Raw genomic sequence first — 16,677 nt, forward strand, 5'->3', positions numbered from 1 at the left:
TCCTTATGTTAACGCCGCAATTTATTTTAAGGGTATGTTTGTTTTTAATTATTTAAGTTTGAATTCAACTTTAGATTTGTCTGCATATTTAACTTCAAATTGGAATTTTTTGTAGTCAGATCCAGCATTTAATTTAGCTAGAACATGTTTAGCAATATCAGATTTGCTGCTGTTTTTAACATCTAATCCAGCAAGTACGCCTTCGATTTTTGCTTGTGCAACTTTACCTTCGATTTTTTCGCCAGTAAATTCATTTACATATTTAGCTTTAACAGTTCCGTTAGATTTAACTTCGTAATCTAATTCGATGTCTTTTTTCTTGTATTCGATATCGATTTCGATATCTTTAACTGGTGCTTTGTTTGCTTCTGGAGTAGTAACTTCAGGTTCAGTAGGATCAGTAACTTCAGGAGCTTCAGGTTCAGTAACCTCAGGCTCAGTAACTTCAGGTTCAGTTACTTCTGGAGCAGTAGCACTATTAGAAGTTCCGATGTTAGCACCTTGGTAATATGCGCTATTAATTACAACAATTTTTAAGTCAACTGAAGTTCCGTAAGCGATATCTGTTAAGATACCAATTGCTTGAGAACTACTATTTGCAAAACGAGCTGCTACTAAAGATGCATCAGCGCTAGAGTATCCAGCAGCTTCCCATGTTGCTGCACTTTTTAATGAGTTGTAGATAGCACGAACGTTAGCAACAGTAAAGTCTGTTCCTACTAATTCAGCAATTTCTGCTTTTGTAAAAGTAATTACTGTTTCGTTTTTAGTAGCTGAAACTACAGTAGCAGCTTCTGCTGATTTAGGTGCTAAAACGGGACCAACACCTACTGTTAAGACCATACCTGCAACTAGGACTGTTTTAGTTAATTTGTTTAATTTCATAATAAATTCCTCTTTTCTTTTTTTTAGTTATTTACCTTACACCAGTACTATACAATGAACAGTACTGGTTTGTCAACAGAATATTTGAATTAAAATAAAAAAACTTGTAAAAGCCTTATTAGAATAGGGTTTTTTAGAAATTTAAAATAAAAAAGAAATAGGAACACAAAAAAGAGACTGAGACAAAACTATCTTTTACACTAAAAAAACAACGTGGAACATTCAGAATCACTGAATGTTTCCACGTTGTTTCTTTTTTTAGAGACTTTTCTCTCCCTCTTACCGTTAATTTTCCTAAATTTATCGCCATTAAGGTCAAACCTATTTCATTCGTCACTTGCTCGTGACCTTGCACATAAAATCGAGTGAACCCTAAATGAGCCTTCAAGAAGCCAAAAACAGGTTCGACATCTACTTTACGCTTCTTGTAAATGGCGGTTGTTTTTTCGTCTAAAAGCTTTTCTTTTTTGCGACCTGAAAATTGATTTTGAGTATACGCATATAAAAGAACTTTAACCCTGAGTTTAGGGTGATAAGCAGGTCGTCCTGTTTTTGTTTCTACTTGATAGAGAACTGCCTCTGGAATGGATTCAACTAACCCATTCACAGCACGAACAAGATCGGTTTCTGGGATAGTCACCTCTAAATTCAATGGTGAAATGGACTGGGTCCATGGTATAATTCACTCCCTTTTGGTTTGGTTTTGTCACTTTAATCATAACAGGAAGCGCTGTTTATGTGTAATCAAAAATGGTGGACCACTAGTTTTTTTCTAGTGGTCCACCATTTTTAGTATAGAGAGGACTTTTGTCCCAGTCTCCTTATTTGTTTATTTAAGACGTTTTTATAATCATTTTATTTACTTTGAAGTTCTTCGTCCTTTTCAATGTCAGAAACATTTTTAGCACCATTTTTAAAATTTTCATCCGTTTCGGTAAGATTACTAGTAATGATGTCACCCTCAAAGTGTTGATCATAAATATCTGCACTAAAGGTTTTTTCTTTATCATCATTCACATAGCCATTAATAGATGGAATTCCCATTGGTGAAACAATTACCTTTTCAAATGTTATGGTTTCAATTCCCTCGTAATTGTATTTTAAGTACTTTTCAATTCGTGGGCTTTCTGTTGACATCATTTCATTTTTTTTAATTTCTTTCACAATTAACCAACCCCCTGTTATAATAAATATAGTAATCAATATAATAATAACTATCTATTTCATTTTTTCACACCTTAAAATTTTATAATTTTTATAAAACAACTATACAGGAGGAAATGCAATGACACAACTGACAGATGAACAATATTGGAAATTAGCCAATACAGTTTATAAAGATTCAGCCTTAAACATCAATGAAATTAAGAATCTTACAGAAAAAGAATTAAAAAATATTGATAGTATAAAAACTAGTGATAATACTAAATGGGTAACGATTAATTCAATCAACACAGACAGTGGCTTACAAGCGATGGCTGTCATTCCGATGAGTGAGTATAAAGATTTATGTTCTGGGAAGATTACGGAGCCTCAGACGTTAGTTTTTGCAACTCGTGGTAGTGAACTAGGTGAAGATGGATGGATGCTAAAGCGACAACATTTGCAGCTGCTCGTGCGTACCGATTGTTACCACCAGATTTACAGAAAGCTGTACGTGATGGAAAATACGATGATATGATTCGTGATTTTCGACATAAAAATGATCCAGTAGGCTATTTGCCAGCTGGAGAAATAATTGGTTCAAGAATCATGACCAAAAGTGCTAGTGGCAATTTACCATTTGCTCCTCATATGCAAAATAGTTTTGTACAACGTTCATCTTAAATTCTGTACTATATTTTTCCATATAAAAAGACCTCCAAAAGTTAGATTTTTTAGGTCTAACTTTTTGGGGTCGGTACACTAGTCGTGCCTTTGTTGGTTATTTAGAAAGATTCTTTTGTGACTTTACTTACTTTGTACCTTTTCTTCTTTTTCAATTTCAGATACAGGTGTAAATCCAGACTCAACAACTTTGTCTGTTGTTGTCAAAGGAATAGTACCAGTAGAGTTTAACGCAGTTTCAAAATGTTCTTTATAAATATCAGCACTAAATGACATATCTTTATTACCATTTACATATCCTTCAATATATGGGACTCCCATTGGCGATACTTTGGTATCAATAAAAGTGACGGTTTCAATTCCTGCATAGTTATACTTTAAAAATTTTTCGATTCTAGATCCTTCAAATTTTATAAATTCTTTTTCCTTAATTTCTTTCACAATTAACCAACCCCCTGTTATAATAAATATAGTAATCAATATAATAATAACTATCTTTTTCATTTTTTCACACCTTAAACATTTTAATATATTAATAAATTAACTATACAGGAGGCAATTGAATGGTGCAAGTAACAGATGAACAATATTGGGGGCTAGCTAACAATAGTTATAAAGATAAAAATTTAGAAATTCAAAAAATAAAAGAAATGTCAAAATCAGAATTAAATAATTTACAAACAATTGTTTTAGAAGATGGATCTCGTTGGGTAACGATTAATTCAATCAACACAGACAGTGGCTTACAAGCGATGGCTGTCATTCCGATGAATGAGTATAAAGATTTATGTTCTGGGAAGATTACGGAGCCTCAGACGTTAGTTTTTGCAACTCGTGGTAGTGAACTAGGTGAAGATGGATACAATGATTGGATCAAAACCAATGCAATCATATTAGCTGGAGGAAAAAGTCCGGAAGAATTAAAAAAATACGATATTGAACAAGTTAATGCTCAAAATCAATTTATTCAATATGACGCCTTTGTGCAACAGACTATTAAGGATTTTAAACCAGAGAACTATAGTTTTACAGGACATAGTTTAGGAGGGGCGTTAGCTCAATATATGGCGGTTATGATGGATGCTAAAGCGACAACATTTGCAGCTGCTCGTGCGTACCGATTGTTACCACCAGATTTACAGAAAGCTGTACGTGATGGAAAATACGATGATATGATTCGTGATTTTCGACATAAAAATGATCCAGTAGGCTATTTGCCAGCTGGAGAAATAATTGGTTCAAGAATCATGACCAAAAGTGCTAGTGGCAATTTACCATTTGCTCCTCATATGCAAAATAGTTTCCATGGAATGTTTAATGGCGATGGATCTATTATGGTCCAAGTTGATCCTGAAGATATATTGAATCAGTTGGATCATTTTGATTCTGCTATACAAAAATTGTATTTTACACAAGAAATGATTTCAACAGTAACGGATAATTTGGATAAAGAAGTCAAGACAATTTATTCTACTTATGTGGATAAAATGGGGGTTGGAAGTTTTAGTCATTTAACAAGTAACGATGTAGAAGAAATTTTTGAAGAACTGGCACAATCATACAAAGGGAGCTCGTACTATTTTTATGATCGTAAAATGAAAGAAAGTCTGATTGATGATTTGGAAAAAACAAAGAAAAATCTTTCCTACTTAAGAGATAAAATTGGAGTAGCAGCCACTCAATTTGATACTGCAGATAAAAACATGGCCAAAAATTTAAGTACTATTCTTGGAGGATATTAACATGAGTATTGATTTTTTTTATGAATTAACTAAAGTACAAAAGGAACTAGAAAATTTAGGAGAAGAAGTTTCGGATGCCGTTCGTCATTCGTTAGAAGACGTTCTTGATTGGGCCAAAGCAGGATATCAGAAGCAAGCCTTGAGAGAACAATTAAAAGCTGAACTGCAGCGTGCGGTACCAGAACAACAAAGCTTACTAACTCATGAATGGTGCCAGGACAGTGGGCTTTCAGTTTCACAAGCTAAAACAAATTTAAAAGATGCTTTTACGAGTAGTGCTGGCAAGAAATTACAGACAGATGTGGGCACATTAGTAACTAATGTAGCGGATTCGGTAGAAGATATGAAAACATTTAAACAATCATTTAAAGCTTCAAATTGGATATGAAAATCAATAAAATAAACCCGTCACTTTTAAAATAAGAGACGAGTTTGTATACAATAATCAAAGAATGCGTTTTCTTTACAATTAGGTTAATGGTGTTCAATTCTCCATAAGGAATATTTCCGTATGGAGAAAAACCTGTTAAATCTGAGGATAGGTTCATAATATCTTCAATCTCAGTGTACAAAAGCAAAAAGTAAGCGAAACCGCCAGATTCATCTAAATCCTACATGGGAGTATTTCAAATCTTATACAAAAAAAGCTTTTAGACGAAAAAACAACCGCCATTTACAAGAAACGTAAAGTAGATGTTGTTTTTTGCTTCTTGAAGGCTCGTATAGGGTTCACACGATTTTATGTGCGAGGCCACGAGCAAGTGACGAATGAAATAGGTTTGGCCTTAATGACGATAAATTTAGGAAAATTAGCGATAAGATGGAGAGAAAAGTCGCTAAAAAAGAAACAACGTGGGAACATTCAGTGATTCTGAATGTTCCCACGTTGTTTTTTTAGTGTAAAAGATAGTTTTGTCTTAGTCTCTTCTAATTCATTTAGTTAATCTTCTTTTAATTTTTTCTCAATTTGTAGACGTTGGACTTTCATAGTTGCTGTACGAGGAATATCATCGTAAGCCATGATGATTGGTTCGTTTAAATGTGGTAAGTCAGCGACTTGTTCCCACCAAGCATCCCAGTTCATCTCTTGTTTTGGATCGACAGCTAGGATAGGTTGAGGTGAATTCTCTTTGCCGCGGACAATAATGACTTCTTGTAAAAAGTCTAAAGCATCTAATAAATGATCTTCAATGGCTAGGCTGCTATCGATATTTTCAATTAAGTCCACTTGGCGATCTTTTAGGAATAGGTGTCCGTTTTCATCCATAAAGCCATAGTCGCCACTGTCCCACCAAGGTCCGTAAACGGTTGATTGGAAACGATCATCCTCTTTATAGTAAGTTAACGCACGACCTTTTGATAAGAAATGAATATTTCCGTCAGTCATTCTTGGTAAAACGTTCCCCTTTTCATCTGCAATTCGAGCTTCCGTTAACCCTTCTAAGCCAACACCCATATCACGGGCATCAGAAGTTTTTAATGACTCTAACGTATGAGCTTTTAGAATCATTGGACCACATTCGCTTTGTCCGTAGACTTGAAGGAAGATTGGTTCATTTTTTTCTGATGCTTTTAAAAAGCTAGCCATGGTTGCATTGTTGATGGCATCAAATGTTGAGTGATAGTAACGAACACTAGCAAAAACTTCAGGTTGTTCTTTTGCTAAGCTAGTCCATTGAACAAAGTTGTTGGGATGTGTTTCGATAGCGATTGGTTGATGTTTTGTCACCATTTCGGCTACTGTTTCACGATTAGCTTTAGATAATGGCATCATTGGGAAGCCCATCGCCATTAAAGAAGAAATTCCAATGTTAAAGCGAGAATGAACCGGTGAAATATGGAAACCGACTAATTTTTTCTCAGCAATTTTTGTGAAGATGGTTTTTTGCCATTTTGTGCGCCAACCCATTGAATTAGCAGAGTGACAAATTAGTTTTGGAATACCGGTTGTGCCAGATGTGTGTGTCATATAGGCAATCTCATCTTGTGGTAGTTCAACTTGGGGAACTTTGTCAGCTGGGGTGTTTAGTAGTTTGCTAACAGAAATTTGTTTTTCAGGAGAACTGTTTTTTACTAAAGCCACTTTGTCGGCAGTTTCATCATCGAATAAAATAAATGGATTTTCAAGACGATTCACAAAAACTTCGATTGTTTCTGCTGGGAAATGGTACGAAATCATTGCTGGAACGGCAGCTAAATAAGAAGCGGCAACAGCTAATAGATAAGTATCAAATTTTGAACTTTTAAAAATAATGATTTTGTCGCCAGCTTTTACACCTAAATTTGCTAGTTGATACGCACGGTTCAAAATCGCTTCATGACTTAGTTTGTAGGTATAGTTAAGTCCTAATTCTGGAAATGCAGGCAATACCTCGTCTTGAAGAATTGTAACATCGGGTGTCTTAATTGAAGCATCACGATAATTACTGTATAAATTTAATGGTTGATAGTCTAAAAAATCGGTCAATTGGATTCCATCCTTTCAAAAATAAGCACCTTGCTCAGTTATTTATAAACTCACTGTAAATAATAGCATAAGTCAGAGTTTTCAGCCAATATTTTAAGAGATATTCGTTTAAATCGCTGAATGATTGCGTTATTATTTTGAGTTAGAATATTCATTCACAAGAGTTAGATTCAAGTAGTTCTTTCTGATAATACTGTAATAAATATTATTGGAAATTACAGTGCAATTTCCAATAATGAGCGAACCTTAAAAAAATTGGGTCATCTTTCTCCGATAAATTACCGAAAAAAGATGCTCCAATGTGAGGATTTTTTTAATTGTATCAAAAAGTAGTTACACGTTCTATTGACTCTGTTTTGATTAAATTTCTGGTTTTTTATCAGAATAGTATAAGTTAACCTTGATATTTTGTTTGAAGTTACCAAAGTCTTCGCCGAATAAAGTCATTCCGCCAACATTTTTAGCATTATCTTCAACAGCTAAACGAAGGGTCATAATCGGGTTATCAAGTATATTCAAATCTTTTAACGAAACGGTTGAAGCGAATTCACCGTTAATGCCGGTATCTAGTTGATCTGTGCGAATGGTTTTAAGTAAACCATATTGACTAAAATCATCGTTCCACCATGAAGGTGTGTATTTGCCACGAATATCAGAAAAATTCCCTGGAACGTTGCAAACACCCACTTTAACATCATTAATATAGATGCTAATATCACTAGGCCAAACATTATTAGAACGTGGGAATTCAGAAGATAGTTCTAAGCTAATTTCTAATAATTCTGGGATTTCATCTTTTTGGATTAAGTTCGGAATTTTATACTCAACGAATCCTTTAGAAAACCAAAGCAATGAGGCATTGACTCGGTTGCTATCGAAGAAATATTTTGAATCATCTAGTTTGCCTACAATTTCATCTTTTGTTGCTAATCCACAAGTTGGTGCGACTTCAAAATCAGTAAAGTGTCCAATTTTTAAATCAGTTGAGTGGAGATGATAGGCACGGAATATTTTTTCTGGGAAGGTGATGTGGATATCATCGACGGCTAAATAAACCATCTTTTGTACACCTGAACGACCAGGTTTCTTTTCTGATTTTACTAAGCGAGCCTCTTCCATTTTTTGAATATGTCGTGTAATAATTGCTGAACTTAGCTGTAGATGCTCAGCGATTTCTGAAATATTTAATTTATTGTTTCCTAAAAGCTCTAAAATTTTTAAGCGGGTTTCACTGGCTAGCGCTTCATAAACAATTAACGAATCTTTGCTTAAATCAAGTTCCATAAAAAAATCCTCCTTAGGTTCATCGGTTTTTGATTATCTACAGTGTACCATGATTAACTTATAAGTAAATAGTTTAATAGATGTTTATCTTTAATGATTAACCAAACAGTGAATATAAAAAGTGTTGACTTATAAAACTTTGTATAATATTATTATTCGTGTAAGCGGTATCTATTTTATTTAATTAACTTTTAGGTTAATTTTTAAAGAAGCAGTATTTAGCTTTTTTTGTTCTTGATTAACTTTTCTAACAAGTTTGAATAGATAGTGATTTCAGCTAATTGAAGTAGTTGTTGTTCAGGGAAAATAAAATGAATTGGAGGAATAAAAATGAGAAAATTGATGACGTTCGGAGTGGCACTATTCATGTTGGTAACACTAGTTGCTTGTGGGAAAGGTACAAGTAGCGCTGATGGAAAGGTAGAATTGAGGATTTCTTGGTGGGGTGGCGACAGTCGTAACGAGGCCGTTCAAGCAGCAATCAAAGAATTTGAAAAAGAAAATCCTGAGATTAAGGTGAAGGCTGAATTTGGTGGTTATGGCGGTTACCAAGAAAAAATGACGACTCAACTTTCTGGCGGAACAGCACCTGACGTAATTCGTTTAGACTCAATGTGGATGAATCAATATCAAAACAATTTACTAGATTTAAATGATGTTGCCAAAGAAATAGGATTAGATAATTTTGATAAAAAAACGCTAACACCAGTTTCTGAAAAAGGGAAAGTATTAGGGATTCCTTTATCTACCAACTATCGAGGTTTGTATTATAACAAGACGGTTCTTGATCAATATGGTATTGAGAAACCAGCTAGTTGGGAAGATTTATACGCAATGCGAGAAAAATTACCGGAAGATATGTACCCGTTATGGGCTGGATTTAGTCAAAAAGGCGTGACACCCGTTTTCTTCTTTGCTTTAATGGCACAACAAACTGGGAAGCCAATTGCTGACGAGAATAATAAATTGATCTATACAGAAAAAGATTTTCAAAATGTAATCGCTTTTTATGAAGACTTAGTTGCTAAAAAAATTATTCCCTCAAAAAAGGTTATTGATAATGCAGGAATGGTTGATGGTGCTCCAATTCCAGATCTGGTAAATGGAAAATGGGTGTCAGTGTTTGAATTTGTGGCGAATACGAATGTTTTAAATAGTCAATTAAAAGAAAAAGGCTTTGAATTAGCGTTAGCTGGTTTTCCAACATTAGAAAATCAAAAATCGACAGGTGTTTGGACAAAGCCTTCAATGGTATATTCAATCCCAACTGCGTCAAAAAATCAAAAAGAAGCTGCTAAATTAATTGATTTTCTAGTAAATAGTGAAGCGGCGAATAAGGCACAAAAGCTTGAGAATGGTGTTCCAGATAGTAAGACAGGTAAAGCGACGTTAGAATCAGAGGGCTTAATTACGCCGTTAGTTTCAGAGACGATTGATTTAGGAAGTTCGTTAGTTGATCCAACATTATCGAATGTGTTTAAGTGGGACCGAGCAAAATTAAATGATGTTTCGCTAGATGTTATTACGGAATTAGACTATGGCAAGATTACTGGAAAAGAAGCTGCTAAGAAGTTGTATACAGCATTTAAAGAAGAAAAATTTACGGAATAATCATCAATAAATGTATTGAAATGACTAGCTATAGAAAGAATTTGTTGCGATCTATAGCTAGTAAATAAAAAAGGAGAAAAATATGAATAAGAAAAAATATTTAGGCTTATTGTATCTTGCACCATGGTTAATTGGAATTAGTATTTTTGTTATTTATCCATTTGCGATGTCACTTTTTTATAGTTTTACAGATTATTCGATGTTAAATGAATTGAATTTTGTTGGTTTGGCTAATTATCAGAAGATGTTTTTTGATGATCCGGTTTTTATCACATCTTTAGTAGCTACTTTGAAATTTGTCGTATTTAATGTTCCTTTGAAATTAGTTTTTGCGTTGTTTGTGGCGTACATTATGAATGCAAAATTAAAAGGAATTGGTATTTTCCGAACGGCTTATTATATTCCTTCGATACTAGGCGCCAATATTGCAATTGCCGTCTTGTGGCAGTTTTTATTTAAAAATGATGGATTTATTAATATGGTATTGGAGCGAATTGGGCTGGATGGTGTTGGGTGGTTTTCAAGTCCAACCGGTGCGATGGCAACGATTGTGATTCTACGTGTTTGGCAGTTTGGTTCTGCGATGGTGATTTTTTTGAATGCGTTAGCTGAGATTCCAGAAGATCTTTACGAAGCTTCGGCGATTGATGGTGCTTCAAAGGTGCGGATGTTCTTTTCAGTCACGTTGCCACAGTTAACCCCGATTATTTTCTTTAATTTGATTTTGCAGTTAGTTCAGGCATTTCAAGAATTTGACGGACCGTTTTTAATAACAGGCGGAGGTCCAATGAAATCGACTTATTTATTGCCGATGTATATTTATGACAGTGCCTTTAAGAATTTTAATATGGGCTATTCCAGTGCGTTATCTTGGGTTTTATTTGTTTTTATTATGTTATTTACGGCAATTTTATTTAAGACATCCAAGAGCTGGGTATTTTATGCAGACGGTGGTAAATGAAATGGAGGTAAGTGAAAATGAGTGAACAAGTGCAGAAAACCAATCTAACATCCCAACCTTATCTAAAGAAACCGGCGAAGGGTCACTATCGCTTTAAGAAAAAAATGAATGTTTTCTTGAAATATATGGTGTTGGTAATAGGTGCAATTATTATGCTGTATCCAATCCTTTGGCTGTTTGGTGCATCCTTCAAATCCAATACAGAGATTTTTCAATCCTTATGGTTTATGCCTAAAACCTTTGATTTTTCACCGTATATTGAAGGGTGGAAGACATCTAGTCAGTATACGTTTGCTACCTACTTCTTAAATTCCTTCTTAATAGTTATTCCTAAAGTAGTGCTGACATTGATTTCTTGTACGTTAGCCGCTTATGGATTTGCACGTTTTGACTTTCCTGCAAAAAAAATTCTATTTCCAATTATGATTGCAACGTTATTTTTACCAGGAATTGTGACACGGATCCCCTTGTATATTTTTTGGAAAAATATTGGCTTGCTAGATACGTATATTCCTTTAGTTGCCAATTCGGCTTTTGCTTGTGATACATTTTTTGTTTTTATGCTGGTTCAATTTTTCAGAACCGTTCCAAAAGAACTAGATGAAGCTGCGACAATTGATGGTTGCAATTCTTTTTCAGTATTGACGAGGATTTTAGTCCCTATTTTAAAGCCTTCGCTGATTACAGCCGCTCTTTTTCAATTTATCTGGACGTTTACGGATTTTCAAGGACCATTAATTTATATTTCGTCAGTTGAGAAATATCCCGTTTCATTGGCGTTAAAGATGTCGATGGATACAACTTCTAGTGATTTTAATTGGAATCGAACAATTGCTATGTCGATTATCGGCTTGATTCCATCGCTTATTTTATATTTTTCAGCTCAAAAGCATTTTATCGGCGGCTCGACGGCTGGCGGTATTAAAGGATAAATCTATTTCAAGGAGGAGTAAAAATGTTAACGAATTATACAGTATCTGCATTTGCAGATGAGATTAGTGAAAGCTTAGATGTGCAAATGAAGGTTTTAAAACAACATGGAATTCAACATATTGAAGTTCGTGGAATTGCAGGGCGTTCGATTGTTGAGTATTCATTAGCGGAGATTCAGCAGTTTAAACAGATTTTAGATGAAAATCAATTCAGGGTTTCCAGTATTGGTTCACCGATTGGGAAAATCATGATTACGGATGCTTTCGAGGAACATTTAACTTTATTTAAGCATACGTTAGAAATCGCTCGTATTTTTCAGAGTCCGTTTATTCGGATGTTTAGTTTTTATATTCCGGAAAATGTAGATGCAAATCAATTTGAAACAGAAGTAATCCGAAGATGGCAGTCCTTTCTTAAGGAAGCAGAAGCCTATGAAGTGACGCTGTTGCATGAAAATGAAAAGGGAATTTATGGAGATACGGCAGAACGCTGTTATACATTAGTGAGTCGGCTAAATTCGGATAAGGTAAAGCTAGCCTTTGATCCAGCTAATTTTGTGCAATGTCAGGAAGAAGTATTCCCGAAGGCTTATGAGTTATTAAAGAGTGAGATTGCGTATTTGCATATTAAGGATGCTTTAGCTGAAACTGGGGAGGTGACGCCGGCAGGTCTTGGAGATGGACAGGTTAAAGAAGTGTTAGCGGCATTGGCTCGTGAGGACTTTCAAGGGTTTGCTTCGTTAGAACCACATTTGACCATTTTTGAAGGTTTCGCCAATCTAGAAAAAAATCAAGTCGACTTAAGGGAACAGCCTGATGGCATCCGAACGTTTACGGTTGCTGCAGAGGCTTTAAAAGGACTTTTTAAAACAATTGATCAGGAGTGGAAATAAAATGGCAGACATTGGTTTAGCGGTGGTTGGAGCAGGAAATATTGGAACGATGCATATTGATTATTTAAGTCGCAATCAGATTAAAGGCTGTCGGTTAGTTGCAATTTGCGATACGGATGCAACTAAGTTAGAGCAAATAGAGGCGAATTATCCAAAACGTTATCAATTGTATTCTTCATTAACAGATTTACTAAAAGATTCAAAGGTAGAGGCTCTTTTAATTGCTACGCCGCACTACGATCATCCAACATTAGCAATTGAAGGGATGAAGGCCGGAAAACATGTATTAATTGAAAAACCAGCGGGTGTTTATACAAAAAAAGTCATGGAAATGAATCAAGTCGCTGAAGAAACAAAGCTAGTTTTTGGGATAATGTACAATCAACGAACGAATCCTCTTTACCGCAAAGTTCGTGAATTGATCCAGACTGGAGAATTAGGTGAAATTAGACGAACGAATTGGATTATTACGACCTGGTATCGTTCGCAAAGCTACTATAATTCTGGCGGTTGGCGTGCGACTTGGGCAGGAGAAGGTGGCGGCGTGTTACTCAATCAAGATCCTCATCAATTAGATTTGTGGCAGTGGATTTGTGGGATGCCGGAACGAATCCAAGCTTTTGCTTATTTTGGTAAGCATCGTGATATTGAAGTTGAGGATGAAGTGACGGCTTTTGTCGAATATCCCAATGGAGCAACGGGGGTCTTTATTACGTCTGTATCGGAAACACCTGGCAGCAATCGTTTAGAAATTGTCGGCTCTAAAGGCAAAATTGTTGTGGAAGATCAGCAGTTGCGATTCTGGCAGGCAAAAGTTGATGAAGCTGAATTTAATCGGACGTATCAAGGTGGCTTTGGCGAACCTGAAATCTGGCAGATACAAGTCCCGATTCAACAAGAAGAACGACCTGAGCATCAGATAATCACTCAAAATTTTATTAATGCTATCCTGAATGATGAAGAGCTAATCGCTCCAGGAGTAGAAGGGATCAATGGTCTAATGATTTCAAATGCTTTTCATTTATCAACTTGGAAGGACAGCTGGGTAGAACTGCCGTTAGATGAAGAAGATTATTATCTGAGGCTACAAGAAAAAATTCAACAGTCTCAAAGGAAAAAAGTAGTAGAAAATGTAGTATTAGATACAAAAGCGACCTATTCATAATGTAGGAGTGAAGGCGATGAAGAAGATAAATGTTGCACTAATTGGATGTGGGGCGATTTCGATAATACATGCTCAAGGGATTGCGAACAATCCTGCTACTGAATTAGTTTACGTAGTCGATAAAGTCACTGCTAAAGCAGAAAAGATGGCACAAGTCTATCACTGCAAAATGGAGACAAATTACCAGAACTTATTGGATAATCCAGCAATCGATATGGTGATTATTTGTACACCTCATTATTTGCACAAGGAAATGAGTATTGCTTTCTTACAGCATGGCAAGCATGTTTTATGTGAAAAACCAATGGCGTTAACCGTTAAAGATGGCGAAGAGATTTTAGCGATTGCAGCTTCCGTAGAGGTAGAATATGCTGTCTGCTTCCAGAATCGGTTTAATGACGCCTCCGTTAAATTAAAAGAATTGCTAGAAGTGAACGCGCAAGAATTCGGTCAATTGAAAGGGGCTAAGTTAACTCTTAGTTGGCATCGAACAAAAGCTTACTATGCTGATTCTGATTGGCGAGGGGATTTGGCAAAAGAAGGCGGCGGTGTGTTAATGAATCAAGCGATTCATACGATTGATTTGATAACTTGGCTCGTTGGAGTACCGGAATCGGTGAAAGGTCAGATCAGTAGGAATTTATTTGACAGTCAGATTACGGTTGAAGATACGGCGATGGCTTTAGCGTTGTATGAACACGGGCAGCCACTTACTATATACGCCACCAATACATTTTCAAGAGACTTACCACCAGAAATCTATCTTGAATTTGAGCATGGGGAAGTCAGTTTAGTCGGGAGTGATTGGCTTAAAGTAAATAAAGAACTCTTAGTTGCTCCATCGAAAGCAGAAGCTGAGAAAACGGCGCCCTCATTAGGAAAAACTTACTGGGGAAATAGTCACCAGCGTTTGATTGCGGAATTTGTTTATCGGATTTTACAAAAACCAACAATAAAAACCAATTATTTGCCTAAAGAAAATGGGTTAGATGCACTAAAAATAATTGAAGGCATCTATTTATCCAGTAAGGCAAATCAACGGATTACACTAAAAAATAATAATTTAGGAGACTTCAATGAATTTAAGAAATGATTATCCAAGACCTCAATTTGAGCGAGAAAAGTGGCAGAATTTAAATGGTCAGTGGCAGTTTGAATTTGCTGACAGGGAACAAGGAAAGCCATTGGAAAAATACTTTACGACTGAAAAATTAACGCAAGAAATTACCGTTCCGTATGTTTATCAAGCTAAATTAAGTGGCATTAACTGCCAAGAACGACATGAGCATATTTGGTATAAGCGGACGTTTTCGGTAAGCAAGAAGGCCGGAAAGACCGTCATTCTGCATTTTGGGGCAGTAGACTATTATGGGAAAGTTTTTGTGAACGGTCAATTTGTCGGTGAACATGAGGGAGGGCATACTTCTTTTAGCTTTGAAATCCAAGATTATTTAGTAGCAGGTGCGGAACAGTTATTAACGGTCTATGCTTTTGATCCAGTGGAGGATGAATCGATTTTACGCGGCAAGCAATTCTGGGAAGAGCAGTCGAGAGGGATCTGGTACACGAATTCTAGTGGGATTTGGCAAACTGTTTGGCTGGAAGAAGTGAACCAGCAGTATTTAAATGGAATCAAATTTGACTCGCGTTATGATGAGGGCATGGTAGATGTTGAATGTGAGTTTAGCGAAGTAACAGAAGGAACGCATTTGACCTATCAAGTTTCTTTCAAGGAACAAAAAGTTGCAGAAGGGACATTTGAAGTTCTGGCAATGAAAGAAAAATACTCGATTGATGTGGTAAGAGGGAAAATATTTAACACAAGTTTTCATGAGGATGGAATTTCTTGGACGCCTGAAAGTCCGAATTTATTTGATATTCAGCTAGTTTTACAAGATAAGAATGGACAAATAATCGATCAAGTTCAGTCATATTTTGGTTATCGTAAAATTCATACGGAAAAAGGGATGGTCTTTTTAAACAATCGTCCTTACTATCAGAAGTTAGTGTTAGATCAAGGCTACTGGCCAGAAGGTTTGTTGACTGCTCCAACTGATGGTGATTTTAAGAAGGATATTTTATTAGCGAAGGAAATGGGATTCAATGGCTGTCGCAAACATCAAAAAACGGAAGATCCGCGTTTTCTCTATCATGCAGATCAGCTAGGTTTTTTAGTCTGGGGTGAATGTGCGTCGGCGCCGATGTTTACAGAAACGGCAGCGCAACGTTTAATAAAAGAATGGATGGAAATTATTCAGCGAGACTATAACCACCCGTCGATTGTGACATGGGTTCCGCTAAATGAAAGTTGGGGAGTTCCGGGTATTCATCTAGACGAACAACAGCAGCATTTATCTGAGACAATGTATCATTTGCTGCATACGCTAGACAGAACTCGTTTGGTGATTTCAAATGATGGTTGGGAGGCGACCGTAACTGATATTTGTGCCATTCATGATTACTCACATGGGAAAGCCAATGAACAACAGAAGTATGCTGATTTTCAAGCGGCGTTGGCGACTACTGAGAACTTGCTTAGCCATGCCCATCATCGTTGGAGTGTCTACGCACAAGGCTATCAACATCAAGGGGCGCCGATTTTATTAACTGAATTTGGTGGGATTGGTTTTCAAGTGGATGGACAAAAAGGCTGGGGGTATACGTCAGTAGAAACGGAAACGGACTATCTGGCGGATTATCGTCGGATTATGGAGGCGGTATTTGCCTCAAAAGGACTCTGGGGATACTGTTATACTCAATTAACTGATGTGGAGCAAGAAATCAATGGGATTTTATCTTATGATCGTCAGCCTAAATGCGATTTAGCTGCTATTCGTGAGTTAAATGAGATGTATCATCCAGAACGATTAGTTAGAGATTAAAGATAGTAAAATGCAAAAAAGCTGATTC

17 protein-coding genes and 1 pseudogene are annotated in these 16,677 nt (G+C 36.0%); 12 read left to right on the top strand and 6 right to left on the bottom strand.

The annotated features are described in order from the left end of the window. Positions 1-48: 48 nt before the first annotated feature. The 3 genes and pseudogenes from BR43_RS10770 to BR43_RS10780 form a co-directional block, all read right to left on the bottom strand. A complete protein-coding gene (locus tag BR43_RS10770; RefSeq protein ID WP_034561925.1) occupies positions 49-885 on the bottom strand; it encodes a YusW family protein in 837 nt (278 codons plus the stop codon). Between the two features lie 283 nt (positions 886-1,168). Beyond that, positions 1,169-1,525: pseudogene (locus BR43_RS19155) on the bottom strand (transposase); the annotation flags it as partial. A 215-nt stretch (positions 1,526-1,740) separates the two neighbouring features. Beyond that, entirely contained in the window at positions 1,741-2,049 is a 309-nt protein-coding gene (locus BR43_RS10780; protein ID WP_051933915.1) for a DUF1433 domain-containing protein, read from the bottom strand. 121 nt (positions 2,050-2,170) lie between these two features. Here BR43_RS10780 and BR43_RS10785 point away from each other — a divergent pair, with 121 nt between their 5' ends. After that, the gene (locus BR43_RS10785; RefSeq protein ID WP_034561926.1) at positions 2,171-2,566 is read left to right on the top strand and encodes a hypothetical protein; all 396 of its coding nucleotides are present in this window, start codon (positions 2,171-2,173) and stop codon (positions 2,564-2,566) included. Beyond that, the gene (locus BR43_RS19920; protein WP_157464004.1) at positions 2,563-2,712 is read left to right on the top strand and encodes a hypothetical protein; all 150 of its coding nucleotides are present in this window, start codon (positions 2,563-2,565) and stop codon (positions 2,710-2,712) included. The genes BR43_RS10785 and BR43_RS19920 overlap by 4 nt, the downstream gene beginning before the upstream one ends. Before the next feature lie 123 nt (positions 2,713-2,835). On the opposite strand, the gene BR43_RS10790 is transcribed toward BR43_RS19920, so the two are convergent. Next, complete coding sequence (locus tag BR43_RS10790; RefSeq protein WP_034561928.1) at positions 2,836-3,216, bottom strand: DUF1433 domain-containing protein; 381 nt, start codon at positions 3,214-3,216, stop codon at positions 2,836-2,838. A gap of 59 nt (positions 3,217-3,275) precedes the next feature. On the opposite strand from BR43_RS10790, the gene BR43_RS10795 reads away from it, so the two are divergent. The 3 genes from BR43_RS10795 to BR43_RS19600 all read left to right on the top strand — a co-directional run bounded on the left by BR43_RS10795 (position 3,276) and on the right by BR43_RS19600 (position 5,323). Next, entirely contained in the window at positions 3,276-4,454 is a 1,179-nt protein-coding gene (locus BR43_RS10795; protein ID WP_034561930.1) for a Tle-like phospholipase domain-containing protein, read from the top strand. A 1-nt stretch (position 4,455) separates the two neighbouring features. Continuing rightward, positions 4,456-4,842, top strand: coding sequence for a hypothetical protein (locus tag BR43_RS10800; protein ID WP_034561932.1), 387 nt, complete (start codon positions 4,456-4,458; stop codon positions 4,840-4,842). 247 nt (positions 4,843-5,089) lie between these two features. Next, on the top strand, positions 5,090-5,323 hold the full coding sequence (locus tag BR43_RS19600) for a transposase (protein WP_425393652.1): 234 nt from the start codon (positions 5,090-5,092) through the stop codon (positions 5,321-5,323). A 71-nt stretch (positions 5,324-5,394) separates the two neighbouring features. On the opposite strand, the gene BR43_RS10805 is transcribed toward BR43_RS19600, so the two are convergent. Both BR43_RS10805 and BR43_RS10810 read right to left on the bottom strand, forming a co-directional pair. Continuing rightward, positions 5,395-6,921 carry an AMP-binding protein gene (locus tag BR43_RS10805; protein WP_034561934.1) on the bottom strand — a complete coding sequence of 509 codons (1,527 nt, stop codon included), beginning with the start codon at positions 6,919-6,921 and terminating at the stop codon, positions 5,395-5,397. Between the two features lie 360 nt (positions 6,922-7,281). Further along, entirely contained in the window at positions 7,282-8,205 is a 924-nt protein-coding gene (locus BR43_RS10810) for an ArsR/SmtB family transcription factor (protein WP_034561936.1), read from the bottom strand. 330 nt (positions 8,206-8,535) lie between these two features. On the opposite strand from BR43_RS10810, the gene BR43_RS10815 reads away from it, so the two are divergent. The 7 genes from BR43_RS10815 to BR43_RS10845 all read left to right on the top strand — a co-directional run bounded on the left by BR43_RS10815 (position 8,536) and on the right by BR43_RS10845 (position 16,649). Continuing rightward, positions 8,536-9,816, top strand: a complete 1,281-nt coding sequence (locus BR43_RS10815) for an ABC transporter substrate-binding protein (RefSeq protein WP_034561938.1) — start codon at positions 8,536-8,538, stop codon at positions 9,814-9,816. Between the two features lie 82 nt (positions 9,817-9,898). Continuing rightward, on the top strand, positions 9,899-10,777 hold the full coding sequence (locus tag BR43_RS10820; protein ID WP_034561940.1) for a carbohydrate ABC transporter permease: 879 nt from the start codon (positions 9,899-9,901) through the stop codon (positions 10,775-10,777). A 104-nt stretch (positions 10,778-10,881) separates the two neighbouring features. Next, complete coding sequence (locus BR43_RS10825) at positions 10,882-11,709, top strand: carbohydrate ABC transporter permease (protein WP_342668059.1); 828 nt, start codon at positions 10,882-10,884, stop codon at positions 11,707-11,709. 23 nt (positions 11,710-11,732) lie between these two features. Beyond that, complete coding sequence (locus tag BR43_RS10830) at positions 11,733-12,602, top strand: sugar phosphate isomerase/epimerase family protein (protein ID WP_034561942.1); 870 nt, start codon at positions 11,733-11,735, stop codon at positions 12,600-12,602. Position 12,603: 1 nt separating this feature from the next. Further along, on the top strand, positions 12,604-13,767 hold the full coding sequence (locus BR43_RS10835; RefSeq protein WP_034561944.1) for a Gfo/Idh/MocA family protein: 1,164 nt from the start codon (positions 12,604-12,606) through the stop codon (positions 13,765-13,767). A gap of 16 nt (positions 13,768-13,783) precedes the next feature. Next, a complete protein-coding gene (locus tag BR43_RS10840; protein WP_051933918.1) occupies positions 13,784-14,860 on the top strand; it encodes a Gfo/Idh/MocA family protein in 1,077 nt (358 codons plus the stop codon). Beyond that, positions 14,844-16,649, top strand: coding sequence for a glycoside hydrolase family 2 protein (locus BR43_RS10845; RefSeq protein ID WP_034561946.1), 1,806 nt, complete (start codon positions 14,844-14,846; stop codon positions 16,647-16,649). The genes BR43_RS10840 and BR43_RS10845 overlap by 17 nt, the downstream gene beginning before the upstream one ends. Positions 16,650-16,677 lie beyond the last annotated feature (28 nt).

The organism is Carnobacterium gallinarum DSM 4847 (assembly GCF_000744375.1).
Classification (GTDB): domain Bacteria; phylum Bacillota; class Bacilli; order Lactobacillales; family Carnobacteriaceae; genus Carnobacterium; species Carnobacterium gallinarum.

Coding starts and splice junctions, on each gene's coding strand:
- BR43_RS10770 (WP_034561925.1), bottom strand. CDS start 885: ATGAAATTAAACAAATTAACTAAAACAGTCCTAGTTGCAGGTATGGTC.
- BR43_RS10785 (WP_034561926.1), top strand. CDS start 2,171: ATGACACAACTGACAGATGAACAATATTGGAAATTAGCCAATACAGTT.
- BR43_RS19920 (WP_157464004.1), top strand. CDS start 2,563: ATGATTCGTGATTTTCGACATAAAAATGATCCAGTAGGCTATTTGCCA.
- BR43_RS10790 (WP_034561928.1), bottom strand. CDS start 3,216: ATGAAAAAGATAGTTATTATTATATTGATTACTATATTTATTATAACA.
- BR43_RS10795 (WP_034561930.1), top strand. CDS start 3,276: ATGGTGCAAGTAACAGATGAACAATATTGGGGGCTAGCTAACAATAGT.
- BR43_RS10800 (WP_034561932.1), top strand. CDS start 4,456: ATGAGTATTGATTTTTTTTATGAATTAACTAAAGTACAAAAGGAACTA.
- BR43_RS10810 (WP_034561936.1), bottom strand. CDS start 8,205: ATGGAACTTGATTTAAGCAAAGATTCGTTAATTGTTTATGAAGCGCTA.
- BR43_RS10815 (WP_034561938.1), top strand. CDS start 8,536: ATGAGAAAATTGATGACGTTCGGAGTGGCACTATTCATGTTGGTAACA.
- BR43_RS10820 (WP_034561940.1), top strand. CDS start 9,899: ATGAATAAGAAAAAATATTTAGGCTTATTGTATCTTGCACCATGGTTA.
- BR43_RS10825 (WP_342668059.1), top strand. CDS start 10,882: ATGAATGTTTTCTTGAAATATATGGTGTTGGTAATAGGTGCAATTATT.
- BR43_RS10830 (WP_034561942.1), top strand. CDS start 11,733: ATGTTAACGAATTATACAGTATCTGCATTTGCAGATGAGATTAGTGAA.
- BR43_RS10835 (WP_034561944.1), top strand. CDS start 12,604: ATGGCAGACATTGGTTTAGCGGTGGTTGGAGCAGGAAATATTGGAACG.
- BR43_RS10840 (WP_051933918.1), top strand. CDS start 13,784: ATGAAGAAGATAAATGTTGCACTAATTGGATGTGGGGCGATTTCGATA.
- BR43_RS10845 (WP_034561946.1), top strand. CDS start 14,844: ATGAATTTAAGAAATGATTATCCAAGACCTCAATTTGAGCGAGAAAAG.